The 22,192-nt window shown below is 50.2% G+C and carries 19 protein-coding genes; 8 read left to right on the top strand and 11 right to left on the bottom strand.

The genetic code is table 11. From position 1 onward, the window contains the following. Positions 1-126: 126 nt before the first annotated feature. From ACTRXD_RS20335 to ccmC, 7 genes are read right to left on the bottom strand one after another with little or no spacing between them, the layout of a single operon-like run. Entirely contained in the window at positions 127-1,050 is a 924-nt protein-coding gene (locus tag ACTRXD_RS20335; protein ID WP_442433604.1) for a tetratricopeptide repeat protein, read from the bottom strand. Positions 1,051-1,066: 16 nt separating this feature from the next. Continuing rightward, complete coding sequence (locus tag ACTRXD_RS20340; RefSeq protein WP_442433605.1) at positions 1,067-1,531, bottom strand: cytochrome c-type biogenesis protein; 465 nt, start codon at positions 1,529-1,531, stop codon at positions 1,067-1,069. After that, positions 1,531-2,106, bottom strand: coding sequence for a redoxin domain-containing protein (locus ACTRXD_RS20345; protein WP_442433606.1), 576 nt, complete (start codon positions 2,104-2,106; stop codon positions 1,531-1,533). Before ACTRXD_RS20345 ends, ACTRXD_RS20340 begins: the two co-directional genes overlap by 1 nt. Continuing rightward, positions 2,103-4,052 carry a heme lyase CcmF/NrfE family subunit gene (locus ACTRXD_RS20350; protein ID WP_442433607.1) on the bottom strand — a complete coding sequence of 650 codons (1,950 nt, stop codon included), beginning with the start codon at positions 4,050-4,052 and terminating at the stop codon, positions 2,103-2,105. Before ACTRXD_RS20350 ends, ACTRXD_RS20345 begins: the two co-directional genes overlap by 4 nt. 18 nt (positions 4,053-4,070) lie before the next feature. Then, the gene (gene ccmE / locus ACTRXD_RS20355) at positions 4,071-4,526 is read right to left on the bottom strand and encodes a cytochrome c maturation protein CcmE (RefSeq protein WP_312741128.1); all 456 of its coding nucleotides are present in this window, start codon (positions 4,524-4,526) and stop codon (positions 4,071-4,073) included. After that, positions 4,510-5,022 (bottom strand): cytochrome c maturation protein CcmE domain-containing protein, encoded by a 513-nt coding sequence (locus tag ACTRXD_RS20360; RefSeq protein WP_442433608.1) that lies wholly within the window; start codon positions 5,020-5,022, stop codon positions 4,510-4,512. Before ACTRXD_RS20360 ends, ccmE begins: the two co-directional genes overlap by 17 nt. Then, positions 5,019-5,744: a heme ABC transporter permease CcmC gene (gene ccmC, locus ACTRXD_RS20365; protein ID WP_442433609.1), complete on the bottom strand. Its 726-nt coding sequence runs from the start codon at positions 5,742-5,744 to the stop codon at positions 5,019-5,021. The genes ACTRXD_RS20360 and ccmC overlap by 4 nt, the downstream gene beginning before the upstream one ends. 284 nt (positions 5,745-6,028) lie before the next feature. Between ccmC and ACTRXD_RS20370 the strand changes: the two genes are divergently transcribed. Then, positions 6,029-7,069: a hypothetical protein gene (locus ACTRXD_RS20370; RefSeq protein WP_442433610.1), complete on the top strand. Its 1,041-nt coding sequence runs from the start codon at positions 6,029-6,031 to the stop codon at positions 7,067-7,069. A gap of 235 nt (positions 7,070-7,304) precedes the next feature. Here the strand turns inward: ACTRXD_RS20370 and ACTRXD_RS20375 are convergent, their stop codons facing one another. From ACTRXD_RS20375 to ccmA, 3 genes are all read right to left on the bottom strand, one after another. Further along, positions 7,305-9,329 (bottom strand): hypothetical protein, encoded by a 2,025-nt coding sequence (locus ACTRXD_RS20375; RefSeq protein WP_442433611.1) that lies wholly within the window; start codon positions 9,327-9,329, stop codon positions 7,305-7,307. 382 nt (positions 9,330-9,711) lie between these two features. Continuing rightward, on the bottom strand, positions 9,712-10,389 hold the full coding sequence (locus ACTRXD_RS20380) for a heme exporter protein CcmB (protein ID WP_442433612.1): 678 nt from the start codon (positions 10,387-10,389) through the stop codon (positions 9,712-9,714). Beyond that, entirely contained in the window at positions 10,376-11,050 is a 675-nt protein-coding gene (ccmA, locus tag ACTRXD_RS20385) for a heme ABC exporter ATP-binding protein CcmA (protein ID WP_442433613.1), read from the bottom strand. Before ccmA ends, ACTRXD_RS20380 begins: the two co-directional genes overlap by 14 nt. 494 nt (positions 11,051-11,544) lie before the next feature. Between ccmA and ACTRXD_RS20390 the strand changes: the two genes are divergently transcribed. The 4 genes from ACTRXD_RS20390 to ACTRXD_RS20405 all read left to right on the top strand — a co-directional run bounded on the left by ACTRXD_RS20390 (position 11,545) and on the right by ACTRXD_RS20405 (position 14,774). Further along, entirely contained in the window at positions 11,545-12,096 is a 552-nt protein-coding gene (locus tag ACTRXD_RS20390) for a TlpA disulfide reductase family protein (protein WP_442433614.1), read from the top strand. A 7-nt stretch (positions 12,097-12,103) separates the two neighbouring features. Then, positions 12,104-12,853: a cytochrome c biogenesis CcdA family protein gene (locus ACTRXD_RS20395; RefSeq protein ID WP_312643863.1), complete on the top strand. Its 750-nt coding sequence runs from the start codon at positions 12,104-12,106 to the stop codon at positions 12,851-12,853. A 455-nt stretch (positions 12,854-13,308) separates the two neighbouring features. Further along, entirely contained in the window at positions 13,309-14,328 is a 1,020-nt protein-coding gene (gene galE / locus ACTRXD_RS20400) for a UDP-glucose 4-epimerase GalE (protein WP_442433615.1), read from the top strand. 257 nt (positions 14,329-14,585) lie between these two features. Then, positions 14,586-14,774, top strand: a complete 189-nt coding sequence (locus tag ACTRXD_RS20405; protein ID WP_442433616.1) for a hypothetical protein — start codon at positions 14,586-14,588, stop codon at positions 14,772-14,774. A 22-nt stretch (positions 14,775-14,796) separates the two neighbouring features. On the opposite strand, the gene ACTRXD_RS20410 is transcribed toward ACTRXD_RS20405, so the two are convergent. Beyond that, positions 14,797-15,858, bottom strand: coding sequence for an outer membrane protein assembly factor BamD (locus ACTRXD_RS20410; RefSeq protein ID WP_442433617.1), 1,062 nt, complete (start codon positions 15,856-15,858; stop codon positions 14,797-14,799). 237 nt (positions 15,859-16,095) lie between these two features. Between ACTRXD_RS20410 and ACTRXD_RS20415 the strand changes: the two genes are divergently transcribed. From ACTRXD_RS20415 to smc, 3 genes are all read left to right on the top strand, one after another. Continuing rightward, positions 16,096-17,088, top strand: a complete 993-nt coding sequence (locus tag ACTRXD_RS20415; protein WP_442433618.1) for a 3-oxoacyl-ACP synthase III family protein — start codon at positions 16,096-16,098, stop codon at positions 17,086-17,088. A gap of 148 nt (positions 17,089-17,236) precedes the next feature. Then, positions 17,237-18,175, top strand: a complete 939-nt coding sequence (ispH, locus tag ACTRXD_RS20420; RefSeq protein WP_312643855.1) for a 4-hydroxy-3-methylbut-2-enyl diphosphate reductase — start codon at positions 17,237-17,239, stop codon at positions 18,173-18,175. 314 nt (positions 18,176-18,489) lie between these two features. Next, positions 18,490-22,164: a chromosome segregation protein SMC gene (smc, locus tag ACTRXD_RS20425; RefSeq protein WP_442433619.1), complete on the top strand. Its 3,675-nt coding sequence runs from the start codon at positions 18,490-18,492 to the stop codon at positions 22,162-22,164. Positions 22,165-22,192: the final 28 nt, after the last annotated feature.

Consider the following 22,192-nt stretch of genomic DNA (forward strand, 5'->3'; position numbering starts at 1 on the left):
AACTAGAAAATAAACTTATTCAATGAGATAAAGTCTTTGCCCTTCAGGAAAGCGGGCTTAGATGAACGAGTTAATCGTGGACCTGGTCTATACGGCTTACTATATCACTACAATTTAATTGGCGAATTAAAACGGAACTTCACCGGCGCGGAGTTTGACGAGGGCGTCTTTAACGAACTCCATGTCCTTGGTGCCGGGCTCCATGTTTTGTGCGGCGAGGGTCCAGGCGGCATCGGTTTCCTGGCGGCGATTCAAATACCACAAGGCTAAACCCCGATACCAATTGACGGCGGGTTGATTGGGTAAGTCGGCCAGAACCATGTCAAAATGTGCGAGAGCCTGTTTGAAAATTTCCGGATCGTCAATTTGACGCGTTTCGATCTGGATCACTCCTAAATTGAAGTGGGCTTCATGCTGTTTCGGGTCCAGCTCTAAGGCTTTTTCCCATGCCTTTTTGGCTTCAGGCATTCGATTTAAGGCCATGTAGGATCGTCCGGCCATGATCTGGCCCTGCAAATCATCGGGATTGTCTTTGAGGCGTTTTTCCAGTTTGGCGACCATCTCCATCGGATTCGGGCCTCCGCCCATTTGGGCTTCGACGGCCATCAATTTTTGTGCGGCTTTGAACTGAAGCGCGCTGTAAATGCCGATGGAGGCAAGTAAGACCACCAAGGCAGAAGCGATGGTCGGAACCCAACTGATTCGTTTCGAGGTTGCCGGTTGGTGTTCGCTGGTTTCGTCATGAACTACGTCCTTGAAGGTGTCCAGCCGGTCTAACAGACTGAGGAGGCGGCGTTCATCGGTGGCCTTCAACCGTTCATAGTCGGACGGGTCCATTCTTCCCTGGGAGAGTTCCAATTCGAGGTCCTGTAGAGAACGGACCACGGTTTCTCGTTCGATTTGAAGGTCAAGAAGTTCCTGAGCCCGGTCATCGTCCAGGCCAAAGGACACGGGTGAAGGATCACGCCGCCAAAACGGAAGGGTCAGGGAGACAAGCACGATCCCCAGAATGACCACAAACGGAATCACGAAAATGGCGAGCGTCGACATAGGGGATTGAGACTATTCAGGACTTGAGTTCACGCTCGATACGTTTTCGAGCCTGATCGTCCAATGGCGGTTCAGGTTGGCTGGGCGGAGTGGGTGTATCACGGACCCAGTGAGTCACTTCCTTGTAGAGAAAAAATCCCCCGATGATCAGCAGGAGAAACGGAGCCACCCAGATGAGCCAATTGACACCATGCTTTGGGGGTTCCATGAGAATATAGTCACCATAGCGGCTGAGGAAATAGGCGCGAATCTCTTCTGTGCTGTGCCCCAGGGCGATCCGATCACGAATCACTCCACGCATCTGTTGGGCCAATGGAGCGCCCGACTCCCAAATATTCTCCGTTTGGCAGACCGTGCAGCGGAGCGTTTTGGCAATTTCACGTACCTGAATGTCGACCTCCGTCTCGTCCTGCACGGCAGCGAACAGCGAAAGAGGAATCGTTAAGAGAGCCGCAAGGCACCAGGCAAGTCGGATGGACATTAGGACGTCGTGGTCGTGGTCGTGGTCGTGGTCGGCTGAGCATTGAGCAACGGGGCAATGACTTTTTGTGTGATGTTGGTATACACCTCACCGGTAATCGGGCCGACCCATTTATGGCGGATTTTTCCCCGTTGATCAATCACAAAAGTTTCGGGTACCCCATAGACTCCGTAATCAATGGCCAATTGTCCTTTGAGGTCGCGGACATGGGAGAACGTTGAGCCGTATTCCTGTAAATACTTTTGGGCATCAGGTAGTTCGTCTTGATAATTCACGCCCAGCATCACGAAGTCGGGATTATCTTTAAAGAGTTGATGAAGCTGTAAGATGCTTTTGTGCTCCACCTTGCATTCATAGCACCATGAGGCCCAGAAATTGAGCAGGACCACTTTCCCCTTGAATTGCTCCAAAGAGATCGTCTGTCCCGTTTCAACATCCGGTCCTTCAAAGTTGGGTGCATCGGTCTCAATAAGGACCGTGGGAATGTGTCGTGGATCTCCCCAGAGACCCTGATAAAACAGGGCGAATAATCCTATAAGGCAGAGGATGAGGGTCAATTGCCAGCCTTTGCTCATTCTTCTTTCTTTCGCGGGCGGAGAATATTCAAAATCACGCCGAGGCCCATGATGACACCGCCTCCCCATACCCACAGAACCAGCGGATTGAGCACGCCACGCGCGACGGCCACACCGTCCTCGGACACCTCCGGCATGGTCAGAAAGACGTGCCCCATGTTGGTGGCATAAATGGCCGATTCAGTGGTAGGCGTTTGGGTGGCCGAATAGATTCGCTTTTGGGGCCGGAGCTCCGTGATCAAATCCTCTCCCTTAAAGACTTGAAAGACCCCTTCCTGTGCATTCCAATTTCCGCCGGCCACTTCATGAATTTTTGCCAGTTTCATGCGATAGTCCCCGATCGCGAATTCGTCTCCCACGCGCATCGAGACGACTTTTTCCGTTTGATACACGGTGGAGGCGATGATGCCGACGACTAAGACGAGGACTCCAATATGGGTGAGCATGCTGGCGTAGCGTCGTTGGTTGGCGGTAAAGGCCGCCAGACTTCCCTGGAAGATGTTACTCCCGTTCCGCTGGGCATACAGTTGCGAAATTTTCCCAAAGTCCAGGACGATCGCCATGCCGGCGAAGGCCACCACATACCCTCCTGCCAGGGCATAGAGGTTGTGAATGCCGGTTACAAACAGCAGAGCAACGATGACCGCTCCTGCTAAAAGTGGTGTGGAGAAACTTTTTTTCAGGCTCGCCACGGAGGCTTTCCGCCATGGGATGTAGGGGCCGATACCCATGAGAAATAACAGTCCAAGGGCAATGGGCATAAATACCGCATTGTAATAGGGCGGCCCGACGGTCACCTTGGCGTCCTGCAACGTTTCGAGGATTAATGGATAGAGGGTGCCAAGAAAGACCGTGGCGGCAGCCACCAGAAAGAATAAATTATTAAAGAGGAAGATCGATTCACGGGAAACCAACGAGTCCATCTCAACTTGAGATTTCAATTTATTGGACCGCAGGATTAACGCGCCGAAGGCAATTCCGATGACCGTACCGACAAATATAAGAATATAGAGACCACGCTCAGGATCTGTGGCAAAGGAATGGACGGAAGTGAGGACGCCGCTTCGCACGAGAAAGGTCCCGATCAGGGACAAAGAAAAGGTGACGATGATGAGGAATAAATTCCAGACTTTGAACATCTTCCGCTTTTCCTGCACCAGAACCGAATGCAGATAGGCGGTGCCCACCAGCCAAGGCATAAACGAGGCGTTTTCGACGGGATCCCAGCCCCAATACCCACCCCAACCCAGTTCGTAGTAGGCCCAATAGCCGCCGAGCAGAATGCCGGTCGTCAGGCACATCCAGGCAAACATGCTCCATCGCTGCGTGACCTTGATCCACTCTTCTCCCAATCGCCCGGAAAATAAGGCCGCCATGGCAAAGGAAAATGGAATGGAAAATCCCACATAGCCCATATAGAGCATGGGGGGGTGCATGACCATCGCCGGGTCTTGCAGCAACGGATTCAGGTCTTTGCCATCGAGGGGAACGGGTAGGAGCCGTTCAAACGGACTGGAGAGAAAAACAATTAAACATAAAAATCCGAAGATGATGGCCGATTCCACGCCAATCAAATACGGCATGATGGCGGGTTGGGTGCGCCAATGCAGCCAGACGGCCAGGGTGCTGAAGACGGAAAGAATGAAGACCCAGAGCAGGAGCGAGCCTTCATGACCGCCCCAGACTGCGGCGACAGTATAAAAAAACGGGAGTTTGGAATTGGAATTGTTGGCGACATAGAGAACCGAGAAGTCCCGTATGATAAAGGCATAGACCAGGGAGAGCATGCCCACGCCCAGCAGAACGAAGATGAGGGTGATGGCCATGCGCCCGGAGCGGGCCCAATCGGGGTTGCGGGTTTGGAGGGCCAGTACGGCGCTGGCCATGCCAAAGACTGACAGCACCAGGGCAACAATGGTCGAAAAATGTCCAATTTCAATAATCATAGAGAATGGCGAACAGGGTTAGGGCGAGAGGGTTTTCATGAAATCTTTTTTAGGAAGTTCCACACCCGCTCGTTTGAGTTCCATGGGCATGTAGTCCTCGGAATGCTTGGCCATGATCATCGTGGAATGAAAAGTCCGGCCGTCCCGCCATTGGCCTTCCACCACCGCCCCTTGTCCCTCTTTAAACAGGTCCGGGGGAATACCCTGAAACGCGACAGGAATCGTGGCGGCACCATCTGTGAGCTCAAAGGTCAGACCTACCGGCTCTGGTTGGGTTTTGAGACTACCTTTGACCACCATGCCACCCACACGAACTTTTTTGCTATAGGCTTCGGCGGTAAAGGCTTTTACCTCAGAGGGAGTCACGAAGTACACAATATTTTCCCCGAAATTCCCAAACGCGAGATAGCCGAGCGAACCGGCAACCAGGAGTATGCTGACAATGATGGCGATTTTTTTATTCTTTGTACCCAAGGGAGTCTGCCTCTGGTTCGTAAAGTTTGGATTCTTTGATCTCTTTAAATAAAACCATGACTCTTTGGCTCATGGCAAATACCATCCACCCCAAGGCCAGGACGGAAATCAGGTAGGCGGCGGCCACAAATCCAAAATTATTAATCAACGCGGTGTCCTGCGCGCGAAAAATCTGTGCCTGGGGGTCCCAGCGCCCGATGAGAACCAGGGTTTTCAATTCGCGAATGTTTTCCAGCGGAGGACCTTGGTATTCCACAGCAAGGCTGGCTGCCCCATCCACAAATTCAAATGTGGCCTGCCCATGTTCCACGTCACCCTGCAAGGTACCACTTTTAACCATCCCTTGTATCCTGACCGGTTGGGTTACCGGAGGACTGCTCAAGAGCGTTCCCATGGACAATGTGGATAAGTGTTGCTGGTAGTGCTGATAGGTCAGGATGGCGAGAAGGAGGGTTGCCCCCAGAATCAACGCCCAGCGTGTATATAACCCGGTCATGGAGTCGTCTGAGAAAAATGAGTCTGACTGAGAAATCGACCTTTTTTGGCATGCAATAAGTCAGTCAAGTACAAAATTTGAGTGCGGACCATTACCATATAGGCAAACAATAACCAACATCCGATGCTCATTAACGTCAGGGGGATCAGAATGTCTTCTGAAATACTGACTCCTCGGGTGGAGAACGACATGGGTTGGTGGAGTGTTCTCCACCATTCCACCGAAAATTTTATGATGGGCAGGTCGATACCTCCGACAATAGCCAGAATTGCCGCATAGCGGCCGCCCTGCACCCGGTCATCCACGAGGCGTCGAAGCATGATGTACCCTCCTAAAATCAGGAGGAGCACCGTAAACGAGACAAGACGTGGGTCCCAGGTCCACCAGGTGTTCCATGTGGGCTTGGCCCAGATCGAACCGGTGACGAGGGCAAGTGAGGTGAATAGGGCACAAATGCTCGCCGAGGCCTGGCACATATTATCCACAAGCGGATCCCGTTTCCACAAATACCAGATGCTCCCGAAAAATAATACGGAATAGGCCAACGTGCTTGTGTGAGCCAGGGGCACGTGCACATACATGATCCGGACCAGTTCCCCCTGATAATAATCCGGCGGTGAGGCGAGCAAACCGATATACAAGCCTAAAAAGATGCAGAGAGCGGCCCCTCCGCCAAACCATCCTTTATAGCGTTGGATCTGTCGGATAATGCGATTAATCATGTTGGGCATTGTAAAACGGATAACCCGACGGAGGGAAGGGCTAACTTCTGCCAATGGATCGGCAAGAAGTCTGGATTATTAAAAAAAAAAGGGGCGCTAGAAAGTTTGTAGGACAATGAATGCGATTGCTTTCCTTCATCATTTCGGGATGTTAGTTTCCACCCTATGGTAGACAATGAATGCATTCTGCGGGATGCGGAAAGTACGGACAAAGGTGGGGTAGAATTTTGCAAATGAGTGACTCCTTATTTTTCTCCTATTATGTCTGATATGTCGGAGAAGATATGACTTCCGCCACGAGATCCTGGGTTCATAAGTCAATTCGAGCAGTTCTCATTTTTTTGTGGATATTCGCCGGGCCTGCAACCGTGGGAGCCATGGTTGTGGAAGAAGATTGCCAATCTACTTCAGAAGTTCCAGGTCTAAGTGACGCGGACCTGGAAGCGATCAATGATGGGGTCCAATGGCTATTCGATATGCTCAAGAACAGAAGTCCCGATCCGGTAAAACTGGGTGAACCTATTACGTTAGTCAACGGGGCGACCTACTTTTCTTTAGAGGGATCGCAATTGGCAAAATGTTACGAATATCTGAGGGGGACTCCCGTTTCAGGATTGAGGGGATTTACAAGGCGAATGTCGGAAAACGGGAATATCCACGCCATCTACGTCAATGCGGACTATTTAGGAACTCCCGATGAGGAAGACGCTCCACGCAAACGTTATGAGGTTGTACACACGGCTATTCATGAGGCCATCCATTTAAACTCTTTTAACCAGAAGGGCTTCAGGGGTGGTGAATCGGATCCTGAATGGACATTTCCATCCAATGAGCATCCAGACCGTTACTTTTTGCTGCTGGACGAGGGGACGACGGAGATGTTCGCGCGGATGGTTCTGTACCATGTAATGGAGAAGAACGGGATCGGGACGGTTATCGTAGACCGAGATCCCGATAATGATGACTGGCTGCCGATCCCGATTTACGAATATCCGAAGAATCTAGCATGTGCGTTCATGGGGAATAATGATATCGGAATTCGGATTTGGGCAAACGCATACTTCCTTGGAGAGTGGAGAGAGGCAGCCGACGGTCTAAGATCGGCGACCGAAGGATCTTGGACCCATATCAGGCAATTAGGGGTAAATTCGGGTGATTATCAAAAGAACGAATCCTCGTACCTGAAAGTGAAACAGCTTCGCGAGAAATATGGGAAGCTGGACCCTTGGTTTTTTCCCCAAATTGAGGATGTTTCCATCTTTTATTCTTTACCCGAATACTCCAGAAGATACGACCGGGCATTAACTATTGAGAAATTATTTTAGTCGAACCCTCAATGGATAACTGTTTTCAGAAGTCCTGTTGGAAGTCAGACGTCAGGGGATTCTCTGTCTCATTATTGTCCTTTCGAATAAAGACAAGGTATTCAGTAGCCAAGCCGTACACCCCGCTTTTTTCTGCAGGGGGATATCAGACCATGAGCCTGTCTCGAGTTGTGCTTCGCTTCCAATAATATAATTGGCAAAATGCCCCCATGTGGTTCGCTACGCCTTTCTTTTACTACTTTGTGGGGACTGGGATCCTGCGCCATCGTATCTGGTCTCGCTCCTCCATGGTCGGTTCGCATGACTTTGGTTCCATCTTCCAGAGGTCATCTTTATCTTTATTCATGCCCAAACAAGCCAGTTTGGAGTTTCCTTCTTGGCTGTATTCCTTTCGCGCACTGTTGATACGGCCATCTGAAAGTATATGCCAACCACAGTGCTCAGTATCCCAATATTTATCATTTTGAGCTTCATATTTTATCGTTTTGGACGCTTTGCTTCGACTTAAACATTGCAGAGCTTTTCCAGCCGGCCTTTTTACCAGCGCGTACTCGCCTAGCGTATCAGACGGGATACTCCCGGAATGCCGCTTCCACTCCGGATCCCAAAACAGGTCGAATTTCTGTGCTTTCTCGGTATCGGTACATACGGGGCTACCTGCCTTGTAGTCACCCCCCAGGCAGCGTCCGGATGCCACGTTTTGAAGGAAGAAGGTCCGAGCGGTAAATGGTTTCAATCCCCGGTCCAGGGCGGAAATCTGTGTATTGGTCAGGCATTCATTGTCGGATGGGTTAAGCGCACACATTCGCTGAGCAAGGGGTCGTATGTAGGTATCGACCGCCAATTGGCCTTTGGGCGGAGGAAGATAGAGGCGGAGCACATTGGGATTACAGTATGGAAACGCTGTTCGCAGGTTTCCTCGTAGATCCGTAGCAGTTAACAGGGAATTGTCGCTCCCTTCTCCAACTGCAATTTTTCGAAGCTCTTCGAGCGTTGGCAGGGTTTTCGGTTCTACCCAATCGATTTCGTGTTGGTTGCATTCCAGACCGACGTCGCTGGGGGTGTCGGAGCTGGGAGCGACGGGGCTGGGGGTGTCCGGGCTGGCGACGTATTCGAGCTTGCGGATGTTCTCACGGATTTTGATAGAAATATCCTGCAGCTCGCGCAGGCTATGTGGCGTCAGGCCCACTGTGAAGTCGTAGGCTTGGGGAGTGGCAAGAATGTCGGATATTTCTTGTTCAAGCGAAAGCAAAAACCAGTAGGTATCTGCTGAAATTTCGCGGTCGCCTAATTCGCGTAAACTACGTTCTTTAGGACCGTTAGCCAGGGAACGGTAGGACGTCACTTCGATCCCGATGAATTTAGGGTCGCGTGCCGCTTCAATGGTGAGTGACTGAAGCTTTCCGCTGAGCCCCTCCCGGCTAATGGGCATTAGTCCGCCCCCGCCTCCCACCTGTGCAAAGTGGATAGACAGATTGGCCGATTCTCGTTTGGCCTTTCCATCTGATTTGGCCTCGGCACCAACCTGCCCGCCGCCAAATCCCGCTTTAACCGATGCCGCAGTCGATGTTTGGTCTTCGGTCTCCGTTGTGGAGATACCGATTGTCGCGAGAAGTTCCGCACCGCTGTATATCCGGGAGACATAAGCGTCTCCGCACATTTTGTGGAATTCACTGGGATTTTTGGCAAGTTCCTTAGCAAATTGCGTAAATTCAATGTTATCTACCAGGGCCTTGCCCTCACCCTCACTCTGACAGCCGGAGGAGCTGGACGTGGTATTATCTTGGCCCTTTGCAAAGTTTTCGGAGATTTGAGGAAATGCTCGTCGTGCCGGACAACCAGGGGCCTCAGGACCGGCAAAAAGAACACCGTTTTGAACGGTGGCTTTTAAGAGCAGCGTCGTCTCCGTTGCCGATGTCTTGGAGTTCTTGGCGAAGGAGGCTTGGGCGGAGGCCGATCCTCCAATGCTCTTAATCGAGGCGGTGGCACTGACGTCGAGTTGGTCCATGATCTCAGACTGATCGGAGACCTCCGTCATGGTCATCGTACTGGTCTGACCCGTCTCTCTCACGGGTGCGAATCGCACACACCGGTTTGGGATGGTCTGTCCTTCAATGAGATCCCATCCAAACCCAAGCTCGACCCCGCCATCAGGTGCGCCAAGGCGGTGTGACAGGGGACCTTCTGCGGATTGCGTAGTTAGTGGGACAAAAAAGAGAAGAGCCTGGATGGCCACTCGGAACGTCTTGATAGAAATCATGTCTTTGCATCCTCTCAAAAGGTCGTTGCAAGGGAATTGCTGTAAAGTGTGAAATTCCCGATTCTCCATCTCGGCAGGAGGGTAGGATGTTTGTCAGATGTAGAAAAGATGTGAAATATCAACGTTTTTTTTAAACAGGAAAGTACTCTTAATCCGGAATAGAGTCAATTTTGCCAATCATTTTTTTAAATGTGGGATCCAATCTGCGGGTTCACCAGTTTTAGGGCAAAATACATCGTCCAGAATTGAGATGCCTTGGGGTGGCTAGGGTCAGAGATTGGTGATAATGGGAGATACGGAGCGGGAATATTTTATTCCATAATGGTTTCCAGATCGGTTGAAATCGTGAGCAGGATTTTCCTGAGGAACGGACTGTAGACACTTACGAATCTAATATGAATTCAAACAGCCAGAATGAGACGACGGTGAAAATAATGTCAAAAATGATTAAGAGTTGGAGCCATTGCGAATAAAAAGAAAATGGATCGCCACTTAAGGCTCCGCGTGTGGCTTCTACGGCTGAGATCATAACGGGAACGGCCAGGGGCAGAAGGAGGACGGGGAGCATGACTTCCCGGGCTCGAATCTGCACGGTTAAGGCTGAAAAGAGCGTGCCGACGGCCGATAGCCCCAAGGTGGCCAGAAAAAATATGATTAATAGGGTTCCGACGGCTTCAATAACATCCAGATTAAAGAATAAGACGAACAAGGGGAATAAGAGGATTTCGACTGAGAACATGAAGAGAAAATTGGCCGCGACTTTTCCGAGATAAATGGCGCCCTTGGGAGCGGGGCACATTTGCAGGGACTCCAGACAATCGTTTTGCAATTCCGAGGTGAAGGATTTCCCTAAGCCGATAATGCCCGTAAAGGTAAAGGCGACCCAGATTATTCCCGCAATCAGTTGACGTGCCGCATCCTGATCCATGGAAAAGCTGAAGCTAAATACCAGAATGACAATGAGGGCAAAGAACAGCATGGACGACATGGTTTCCCGTGTCCGCCATTCACTGATCAGGTCCTTCCAAACGACCCAGCGAATTGTTTTAAAAAATGGCATCGGTGGTGAGTTGTTCAGAGGAGAGAAGTTGAAGGTGTCCACCTTTGAGAATCCCGCCCCGTGTAGCGATTTGGGTGGCCTTGTCACGGTCATGCGTGGTCATGAACACGGTGCCGTCACGGTCCAGCGTTTCCTGAATGAGCTGGTTGGTGATCGCCACCCCGTCATGATCCAAGGCGTTGTAGGGCTCATCGAGTAGCAGCAGTTGTGGCTGAGCCAGAATGGTTTTGGCGAAATCCAGTCGCTTTTTCATCCCGGCCGAAAATTGACGTATTTTGAGGTCGGCAAAGGCCCCGATTCCTGTTCGATCCAGTGCCCGTTTGATGTGAGGTGGAGATGGGGTTTGCCCGCGCAGGCCCATGGCAAATTGAAGATTTTCGGTGGCACTGAGTTCATCATATAGATGGGATCCGTGGGCGATCAGCATGATGATTTCTCGAACGGTATCCTTCTGTGCCACGCCATCCTGGCCAAAAATGGTAAACTGACCATGAGAAGGCGCTTGGAGGGTGGCTAAAATCCGGAGCAACGTCGTTTTCCCCGCCCCGTTGGGGCCAAATAAGGCAAAGCACTCTCCTGGATGAATGTCAAAAGACAGATCCTCAAAAATACGATAGAAACCGTAGGCTTTGGAAAGATTGCTGACCTGAATGGCGATCATGTCATGGTAAGAGACTTGGAAAAGTTAGCCTTGCAGTCTACGAAATGTATTGGAGGTTGTCTAGGAATGTAACAAGATGTTGGAAACAGTCGCTAGCGATAGGCTTTTATCGTTCACAGTTTCCCGAGTCTCGCAGGATAGGGAGTTTCGTTCACGGCTACGTAAGGACTTGCCGGATAAATTGAACCATCATATTTGGCTTTCCCGTTTTCGTCGAGACCCCGTAATTTATATGGATCTCCTCAAAAATATGGAGTTGGCAGGCACCTGATCCAATAAAATCCAAATGATCCTGGTGGGTCGATCCTTTTGAAAAGAAGTGCGTTGACGATGAAATTTATCGGGTTTTATGATGAAGGTTGAAGGAGTTTGTCGGTATAGTGCATTAGGCGATATTTGGATAGTTTTGTGGGGAGGCCAGTGAATTGAAAACCATACTTAGGTTGAGGGCCGCATACTCTTATCTCTCGAAACCTGGACTCTTTTTGGGAGGGATGGGGATTTTTTGTCTTCTTCTAGGCTGCGATTCCGGCTATTCTGAAAGCTCTTTTGCCGATGCGCCTTCTTCTCATTCTGTCGCCTCCCGTCCTTCAAAGGGATCCCCCGCTCCGGATTTTCGCTTGATGGACATGAAAGGAAGGGCTATTTCGCTTTCCGATTTTAAGGGAAAAGTAGTGTTGCTGAATTTTTGGGCGACCTGGTGTGGGCCGTGCCGGGTTGAAATGCCTGCAATGGAGGCCTTGTATCGCAGTATGCGATCGAAAGGTTTGGAAATTGTGGCGGTTTCCGTTGACCAACAGGGCACTGCCGTGACAAGGCCTTTTCAGGAGGCAATGGGCTTGAGCTTTCCTATCTTGCATGATCAGGATTATGAGGTAGGGTTGACCTATGGCGCACGTACCCTCCCTATGACCTTTGCGATCGACCGTCAAGGCATCATCCGGCAGGTGGTCTTCGGATCCCGTGATTGGAACAGCCCTGAAGCTCGCAGGGGAATCGCCGAGGTACTTCAAGAGCCGGCTCCAGAGTCTTCTCAACGGATGTAAGAACAATATGATTGATTCGATCAGCCAGGTGTCTTTGCTTGCGGCGTTTAGTGCCGGACTGTTGTCTTTTGTTTCTCCATGCGTCCTCCCCCTCGTCCCTTCCTATCTATCCTATATCACCGGGCTCTCGGTGGAAAATCTCGCGAAAGTTGAAGAGCGAGAGCGATTTAAGTCCGCGATAATCCTCAATGCTCTGTTGTTTATTGCCGGGTTTTCCACGGTCTTCATCGCGTTTGGGGCATCGGCCAGCCTGATGGGGCAATTGTTGTATGACTATCAAGACGTGATCCGGAAAGTCGGGGGTGTTCTGATTATTATTTTCGGGCTATATTTGCTTGGGATTTTGAAATTAAGTTTTTTTATGACCGAACGACGCTTGATGCATTTTGAGACGCGTCCCGTCGGCTACCTGGGTTCCTTTCTGATCGGGACCGCATTTGCCGCCGGCTGGACGCCTTGCGTAGGACCGGTATTGGGGGCCATTCTGGCCTATGCCAGTACGACGGAATCGATGTCCAGCGGGGTGATGCTCCTATCGGCCTATTCGTTAGGGTTGGGTCTCCCGTTTTTTCTGACGGCATTTGGGATGGATACGTTTTTAAGCTACTTCAAAAACCTTCGGTCCTATTTAGGCGGGGTGTCGTTTATTAGCGGCGGGTTGTTAGTGGCGGTCGGCGTTATGATTTATGCGGATTCTCTGACACTTATAACCAGTTTCCTTGAACGTAACGGTATTGGTTGGTACATCGGCCAATAAAAAGGCCTGCACGATCTGGCCTATTCTCCTCTTTCTTCTTTCCTCGTTGTCCCGCTCGCTTATATAGTATCCAGAATGATGGTGGGCTCAAGCGGATGTAGGGGGATACTGGAGCGTTTAATATTTACGGGGTAGCGACGGTCTTCTCTTGGATATGGAGTGGTCGGGACCCTGGGAATGAATTGGTCAGAGGATTCATGAACGGCTCTTGTTTTTCTTTGCGCCGCCGGCTCTCAGTCCCATGTATTTCCTCAATTCACCTCTATTCCTTACCGATCTATTTCTTGACGCACATTTCTTCTCAGTGTAGGGTCCCACCACATTTTTTGAGACTCTATAATACGGAATCGTGGGCTTGTCATCATTGATGTGTCTCAGCCTCCTTCACGTGATGTCCGAAAGATCACCATGAAAAGAAGCAGCAGGGCATCCCAATTTCAACGGGAGAGTTCTCAATGATTTTGGTAACCGGCGGTGCCGGCTATATCGGGTCACATACTTGCGTTGAGCTTCTCCATGCGGGCTGTGATGTGACGGTCTTTGACAACTTTTCTAATAGCCATCCTGAGTCGTTGGCGCGGGTGCAGCGTATCACAGGGAAGTCTCTTCGCCTGATACATGGGGACTGCCGTGATCGCGCCGCAGTGGTGGCGGCTCTGCGCGAAAGCGGGGCGACCGCAGTCATCCACTTTGCCGGCCTCAAGGCGGTGGGAGAATCGGTTCAGCAACCGTTGGCCTATTATGATAACAATGTGGTCGGGTCCCTGCGCCTGTTGGAGGCCATGGGCGAGTGCGGCGTGAAACAACTGGTGTTTAGCTCTTCTGCCACGGTATATGGCGATCCGCAACGCCTTCCGCTCACTGAGAAACACCCGCTATCTGCGACCAATCCCTATGGTCGAACGAAATTGATGGTGGAGGAGATCTTGCGTGACCTACACCGCAGCGATCCCTTCTGGCGGATCGGCATCTTGCGGTACTTTAATCCTGTTGGGGCGCATGATAGTGGTCTGATTGGTGAAGATCCTCAGGGTATACCGAACAATTTGCTACCCTTCGTGGCGCAGGTTGCCGTGGGACGGCTGGAGCGTCTGAACGTATGGGGTGCCGATTATCCTACTCCCGATGGGACCGGAGTGCGGGATTATATCCATGTAGTTGATTTGGCACTGGGGCATCTCAAGGCACTAGAGGCATTGGCTCGACTGGATGCTCAGAAAGAATGCTTAACGGTAAACCTTGGTACGGGCAACGGGTACAGTGTTTTGGAGATCGTGCGGGAATTTGAAACCGCAAGCGGCAAGCCGATTCCCTATAAGATCGCACCACGCCGCCCCGGTGACATTGCTTCTTGCTATGCTGATCCGAATCAGGCTTTCACACTTTTGGGTTGGCGGGCTGAACGCGGACTCAGTGAGATGTGCGCGGATGCCTGGCGATGGCAACGTGACAACCCTCAGGGCTATGCTGTCTGATTTATCCCGATAGCGATCTGGAGGTCTCTGTTTGACGGGTCGCTGAGAGTCTAGTGCCCGAAGGTTCTGGTAAATGGCGCATTGCCGGGCGAAAACCTCGTGGTACGGTCGGGTGATCGGAATTCTCGGGTGGTCACATAGGATCTCGATAGAGGCCGCAGTCCCACACTGGCTTCCCCAACTCCATCGCATTGCATGATCAAGCCATTGAAGATTCGGGTCCGTGAAGCCCCCAGAAGTTCGCGTGGGAGCCGTCTATGGGGGAACATATTCCGCAAGCGGTCAGGAGTCTGCTCGATGAATATTTTTGGAACGTGACGTCCTTCGTTGACATCGCAGAGGAATTAGGCCTCGTGGGACAGGTACACTTGCGGAGGACAACGGGGAATTCGGCAACCGAGGCCAATTGGCCTCTATACGACTACTTGAGAACATTGTTCAGCTAAGTAAGGAGGTGGAGGTAGCGGGTTAACACCATTCGCCGGTTTTACAGGATTTCGCGCTACTCGATACCTGCATGGGGGGTGTTGTGGCTGAGGAGGATGGTGAGTCACACCACGTGCCAATTGTACAAGCTGTCTTGGAGAGAGGCGGCTCAGAAGCTGTGGGGGCGCTTAGCATGGCCGGCTTCACTGTCGCGGAGGTAGCTGCTGCTGAGGATAACAATGGGGATTCCGGGGTATGGGATATTGTTCTTACAAGGAGTTGATTGTCAGAACGCTGTCCAATTACCGCAGGATCGGGGGTGTTGTGCTCATTCGGCGAGGGATCGGGAGGAAGGGAAGCTAGAAGAGTAGGATTCTTTTTTTCCAGCTTTGCCAGGAGTTTTTTGCCGTCTGAGTGATAGGGGTTGTTGGGATGTTCGTTGACCAGAGTAAGTAACCATTCCTGGGACCATTCTTCGATACCCAGGTTTTGGTAGGTTTTTGCCAGATGAAACATGGCATCCCCGGCAGTTTCTAATTCAGGAAATTCCTTGATGATCTTTTCGAATCGATGGGCAGCAGCGAGATAAGAACCACGTTTGAGGTAGAAATGCCCAACCATCAAGTGCCGTTGTGCTAATTGTTCTTTACAAATCAGGATGGTTTGCTTCGCTTCCGCTTCATAACGGCTTGCCGGAAATTCTTGAAGAAGTTTCTCGAAGCTCTGAATCGATTCCTCCAAGGGTTCTGGGTCACGATCAACTGTCCGGTATTGTTTGAAATGGCTGATCCCAATTTTGTATTGGGCATAAGGGGCTAATATGTGATTTCGGTGAAGGTCAAGAAAATGTTTGTATTCTACAATGGATTCCGCATAGGATTCCTTGTCAAAAAAAGATTCGGCACGTTTCATGATTACGTTCGGATCGTAACTCATTTCTACCGAATCACCGACGAAGATTTGTTCGTCCGTTGAAGACACTTCTTTTTTCGATGTGGTATCGGTGTGCTCCGTAGGTTTGGGTGTCGAGGAGCATCCGGCGATCATGATCAGAGCAGTGAGGAAGGGAAGCAAAAGAGATCGAAAATTGACCGGAAATTTCACAGGTAAGTCACTCCAGGCAGTGTTGGGATCATATAAGTTCGGTGAATGTCGGTATAGAGGTGTGAAACAGTCCATATCTATACAAGATTCGGACCAATGAAAGAAAGTCTTTAATGTTGCGACTGTGTTAATTTTTTCAGGACAAATTGTCTCCCTTTTACCACAAAATTTGGTAGATATGAAAAATTTGCCACAGTTAAGGTGCTGTTCATTCAAGGGATAGGCTATGAGAATAAGATGAATACCAACCTTTCTCGAATCGTCGGAACCGGCTCTTTTCTTCCTGGTCGTCGGGTAGATAATCAGGAGGTGGCCGATCTTTTAGGAATTGAGCCTTCGTATATTTTCCGAGTTTCTGGTATCCGGGCCAGGTTCTGGGCGGATTCGCAGGAGGAATGTTCCTTTTTGGCGGAACAGGCGACGCGAAGGGCATTGGATCAGGCTGGCTTGGTCCCGGAAGATCTTGACGCTATTCTGGTTTCTTCCACCTCTCCGGAGATGATCTTTCCCTCCACGGCCTGTTTGCTTCAAGCCCGGCTGGGTATCAGGGGCATGCCGGCATTTGATCTCTCAGCCTCCTGTTCAGGGTTTCTCTATGGCCTTTCCATGGCGGATTGTTTCATTCGGACCGGGCAGTTTCGAAGATGTCTCGTCGTGGCTTCGGAAATCAAATCTCGGTCCTTGGATGTCAAAGATCTGAGTACAACCATGTTATTTGGTGATGGGGCCGGTGCGGCTATTATCGAGAGATCGACAAATTCCGACATGGGCGTCGTCAGCATTCGACTTCACGCCGACGGGGCGTATCATGATCTGGTCAAAATTGCAGGAGGTGGTTCCCGTCAGCCTTTATCTCAAGATGTCCTTGATGCCAGTGCGCATACCTTGCGAATACGGGGTTCGCGGGTGTTTCGCATCGCAATCAGGCGCTTAGGCCAAGCGGTCAGCGACCATTTAGCACAGGAGAAATGGGATGTGTCGCAGCTCGACCAGGTCCTTTTCCATCAAGCGAATGGACGTATGCTGACCCAGTTTTGTGAAAATATTGGAGTCCCTCCTGAGAGATGCCTCTCGATGATCGAGCAAGTCGGAAATACCTCTTCGGCTTCATTGCCGATGGCGTTAGATCATGCGAGCCGAAATCAGAGACTGAAAAGGGGCGATCGGGTCATGTTGGGAGCCTTTGGGGGAGGGCTTACCTGGGGTACGGCTTTGGTTCGGTGGGGGTAACATCGCTCTCTTCGCGTGGTAGCCGTCTTATCAGAGAAATCGGGTTGGGCATTGTGTTGACGATCTCTGGCAATTTGGCCTATCGTGCGCAAAAGGCATGAGTGGAATAGATAACTTCGCTAGATAAATATTTATGAAGGAGGGTGCGTTGAAAATCTTCCTGGCCAATCCGAGAGGGTTCTGTGCGGGGGTGGATCGAGCGATTGAAATCGTCGATTTGTCCTTAAAGACTTACGGGGCACCAATTTATGTTCGGCATGAAATCGTCCATAGTCGTCATGTGGTCGAGTCCCTTCGTGGAAAAGGCGCTATTTTTGTGGAAGAACTGAATGAAGTTCCTGATGGCGCCATCGTCATATTCAGTGCACATGGTGTGGCAAAAGAGGTGTGGGAAGAATCCAGACGACGAAATTTGAAGGTCATTGATGCCACATGTCCCCTGGTCATCAAGGTCCATAACGAAGTGAACAGGGATTATTCCAACGAATATGAGCTGATCCTGATTGGTCACGCGGGGCACCCTGAGGTTGTCGGAACTCTCGGACAAGTGCCTGATAAATTTCATTTAGTTTCCTCTGTTGAGGACGTGGACTCGTTAGAAGTAGAAAATCCTCTTCACCTATCGTATGTCACCCAAACCACGTTGAGCGTGGATGAATGTCGGGATATTGTTGCTGCCCTGCATCGTCGGTTCCCGGGTATTAAGGGGCCACATCAGGAAGATATTTGTTATGCCACACAAAATCGACAAAATGCTGTCAAAGAGCTGTCCCGTTTTGTTGATGTCATTCTGGTAATCGGTTCTCCCAATAGCTCCAATTCCAACCGATTGAGAGAATTGGGCGAACGTTGTGGAATCCCTTCATACCTCATTGATTCTTATCAGGATATTCAGACTCAATGGCTGGAAGGTGTGAACGCAATCGGCATTGCGGCAGGGGCCTCGGCTCCAGAAGTATTGGTAGCTCAGGTCATTAAATTTTTGAAAGAGCATGGAGCAACATCGGTAGAGGAGTTGACTGTGGTGGAAGAGAATGTTGAATTTCTTCTTCCAAAAGAATTACTGATGGCCAAAGTTCCGCGATAAGTTCCCATAGATATCCGCTTTCCTGGAGAAGCGCGAGCGTATCTTTTTCGAATATATCCTTCCTCATTATTTTTCCTAGTACTGTGAAGCAGTCAGACCTGTTTCTTTCGGGAATCCTCCTGGATGGAAGATGCCCCGTAAAAGGCTTTTGTCCTGTTGACAGGAGCCGTAGTTTTGGCAATATGTCAAGATATTGAATAGGCCGATAGTCAGACCTACAGCATTTTGTGGAAAATTTTGATTTTTCTTTCTTCTTATGGTACTGATTTGAGCCAAATTACTGCCCTGGCATCCACTCCATTCTGAGAGGGAATATGTTTCTTCGTACTCTAGTCGTCAGTGGGTTTAAATCTTTTGCTGAGGCAAAAATAGATTTCCCGAACGGGATAACTGCTGTCGTCGGTCCCAACGGGACAGGGAAAAGTAATATCGTGGACGCCATTTTGTGGGCAATGGGTGAGCAAAGCGTGAAGAGTTTACGAAGCGAGCGCATGGAAGACGTTATTTTTAATGGGACTGAGCAACGCAAACCCATGGGAATGGTCGAGGCTTCGCTCATTTTTTCCGAGGTGACGTCCCGTGAGTTGGAGCCTGTCTCGGCCATTCTGGAAGGGCTTGAGCAGCCAACGGATGTGATGATTACCCGTCGCCTCTACCGAGAGGGAGACAGTGAATATTATTTTAATAAGATTCCCTGTCGCCTCAAGGATATTCGAGGATTTCTCTGGAATGCCCGAGCGGGAGCCAGAGGACAGTCCGTTATTGAACAGGGCAATATTGAACAGTTACTGAGTGCCTCCCCACAGGAACGGCGGGAATTTATTGAGGGCACGGCAGGTATTATTCGATATAAAAAACAAAAGGCGGAGGCGTTACGAAAATTACAAAGTACGGAAAATAATCTTTTACGGGTTCGGGATATTCTTGGAGAAGTCCGGGGGCAGCTTCGGACACTCAATCGTCAGGCGAAACAAGCAGAAGAGTATCAGGCCTTTCTCCGTGAAGCTCGCGAGCTTGAGGTGCAGTTATTGACTCATGACTTTCGTCGGTTTTATCGGGACCAGTGTCAGTTTGAAAATGAGTTACAAGCATCTGAAAGCCAAGAACTCTCCTGTCTGGCTGAAGAGGCTCGACTTGTGGCCGAACACCAAACCGTGCAGTTGGAGCTGACGTCTGCTAGCGAAACCCTCAAGGAAGCGCAGGACCGGTCTCGAGAGATTGAGCAGCAACTGTCCCATGCGTTTACGGCGATTCAGATTGAACGCAACCGGCTTGATCAATATGAACAGCAACATGAACAGGTCATGGAGGAGCGAGCACGGTTGAATGGGGAAGGTCAGGAGGCCACGGGTTCGTTGGAAGCCTTGAGAGAGCGACTGGCCCAAATTCGGTGCGAGATGGAAATTCTTTCTGTCACTTTGGAAGAAGGAGAGGGGGGCATAGCCGATCTGGCCGTTCGCCGTCGAGAAACTGCGGAAAAAGTCGACAAGGGGCGGGAAACCATCCTGGCCTTGGCTGTTGAGAAAACGAATCAGGAAAACCGCTTGCGAAGTATTGCTGAAGCACAGAGTTCGATGGCCAGACGGATCGAACGTCTGGCAGTGGAATATACTCAATCGCAGAACGATCAAACCACCCTTCAAGCTGAAAGCGAGGCTCTTCGACAGGAATCCTCATCGCTCGAAAGTCAGCTTGACGTGCTTCGGAGCAATCAGGACCGGTTAGAGGTCAACCTGCAAAGTCAGCGAGAAACCAGAGAAGAGCTTGATGAAAAAATTCTCGACCTCCAAACCCAAACCGCTGGCGCTGAATCTGAATTACGTGCGATTCAAAGTGTTTTTCGGGAAGAAATAGGGTATGGCCACCATGGTGAGGGGGACGAAGCCTCCATTCGCGTTGCGTGTTCGTCCATTCAAGAGGCCTTGGCCGAACGGATGGAAGTGCCTGAGGATGTTGAGAAAGCCATAGAAGCCGTTCTAGGCGAGCGGCTGCAGGCGTGGATTGTCCAATCGTCCCAAGAGGCAGAATTGTCCATTGCGCAATTCAAACAACATGAATGGGGAAGAGGCAGCTTTATTCCTTTGAATATTCCCCGACAGGGCCCAAAGGGAACAGCCGATTGGTGGAATGTCATTCAGCATGACCCGGAAGTGCGGGGCTTGGCTATAAATTTTGTTCAGGTTCCGGACGAGTTGATACCTGTGATCGAGGCCTTGCTGGGGAATACGGTCATTGTCAGGTCATTGTCTGGAGCGTTAAATCTCATGAACGAACACTCCTGGTTCCAGGGGAACGGCCCGCTTTTAGTGGCTTTGGGCGGAGAACTTGTGTCCCCCTCGGGGATCATCAGTGGCGGGTCCGGTGGAGAAGGTGGTGGGTTATTACGTCGCCGGCGAGAAATTCTCACATTGGAAGAAAAGTTGAACAGTCTTACCGTGGGGTTGGAGGAAGCCAAAGCGAACCGGAAGACGCTTCTACAGGAAATTGAGGACGTGTCGCGACAACTAGAAGAAACCACGTTGTCCATCCGTGAAATGGAATTTCACATGTTGACCATTCAAAAAGAGGCTTCTTCCAAAGAGAAGGCTCTTCCCGATCTCCTACGTCGGTTAGATGCACTTCAGCAGGATCGATTAGCGGAAGAGGAGGAATGGGGACAGCTGCAAGTTGAAGAAGTAGAGGTCCAGACCCGGCTTGAGCATCTCAATCAGACACGAGCCCATGAGGATGAGGCGCTTCGTCAACTGTTGGATGCTCTGAATACATTAGACCAAGAGCGACAGGACATGTTGCAAAGTCTCAATGACACACGAATGAATTTTCAGGCTTTGAAGTCCCAATGGGATTATGAGCAGGCTAATGTTGAACGAATTGAACGGGAAGAAGAGCATCGGAATACTCGAATTCGACAAATTGATGGACAATTAGAGCACCTCTTTCTGCAAAGTCGAAAGAGTCAGGAAGAACGTCTCACAAATGAGAGTTTGGTTGAAGAATTAGACATCCAGAAAGAGGCCGTTGCCGGCACATTATTGGAGCTTCAGAACCGTCATGCAGGATGTATGGAGGAAGTTAAACGGTTGGATGGTCTGATCGGAAAGGCTCGTGAAACATTGAGCCACATCTTTAAGTCCCGTGTGCCGATCGAGGGACGTTTAGCCGAAGTTCGGGCGAAGTTTCGTGCTGTGGAAGAAACCCTGATCATGACATACGAAATATCAACGGATGACCTCAAAAATCCTCCTGATGCCGGACAGATCGCGGAAGGTCTGGAAGGGAGTGAACAGGCTTCTGAGGAAAAAACCGGCCAGTGGAGAGAGCAATTACAGAGTATCAGGAAAAAATTAGAGCGTATCGGTCCAATTAATTTGGCTGCTATTGAGGAGCATGCTCAATTAGAAGAACGCTATCAATTTTTATTGGCGCAAGAAGAAGATTTAGCCGGTTCAATTCAATCCCTTCAGGAAATTATCCAGCGTTTGAATCAAACTACTAATAAGCTGTTTGCGGAGACCTTTAAAGAACTTCAAGTGAAATTTAGCGAAGTCTTTTCAGCCTTGTTCGCTGGAGGACGCGCTGAATTGATTTTAGTCGAAGATACTCAGGAAGGACAGGAATCAGAAGGTCCCAACCTTGAGCCAGGTGTGGAAATTGTCGCCCAACCACCAGGGAAGCGCTTGAAAAATCTCAACATGCTTTCCGGAGGGGAAAAGACCATGACGGTCATGGCCCTTCTCTTTGCGAGCTTTCTCATTCGACCTTCTCCATTTTGTGTGTTGGATGAGGTGGATGCGCCATTAGATGAGACGAATGTGGTCAGGTTTGGTCAGTTTTTGCGCCAAATGGCGGACCGATCTCAATTTATTGTGATCACGCATAATAAACGAACCATGGAGACCGCCAACTCCCTTTTTGGTGTGACAATGGAGGATCCTGGCGTTTCGAAATTGATTGCTGTCCGGCTCCATGAATTAGAAGAGGTAAGCTGAGGATACACAGTGGGGCTCCATCAATAGT

Source organism: Nitrospira sp. T9, from assembly GCF_052156535.1.
In the GTDB taxonomy this organism is placed as follows: Bacteria; Nitrospirota; Nitrospiria; order Nitrospirales; family UBA8639; genus Nitrospira_E.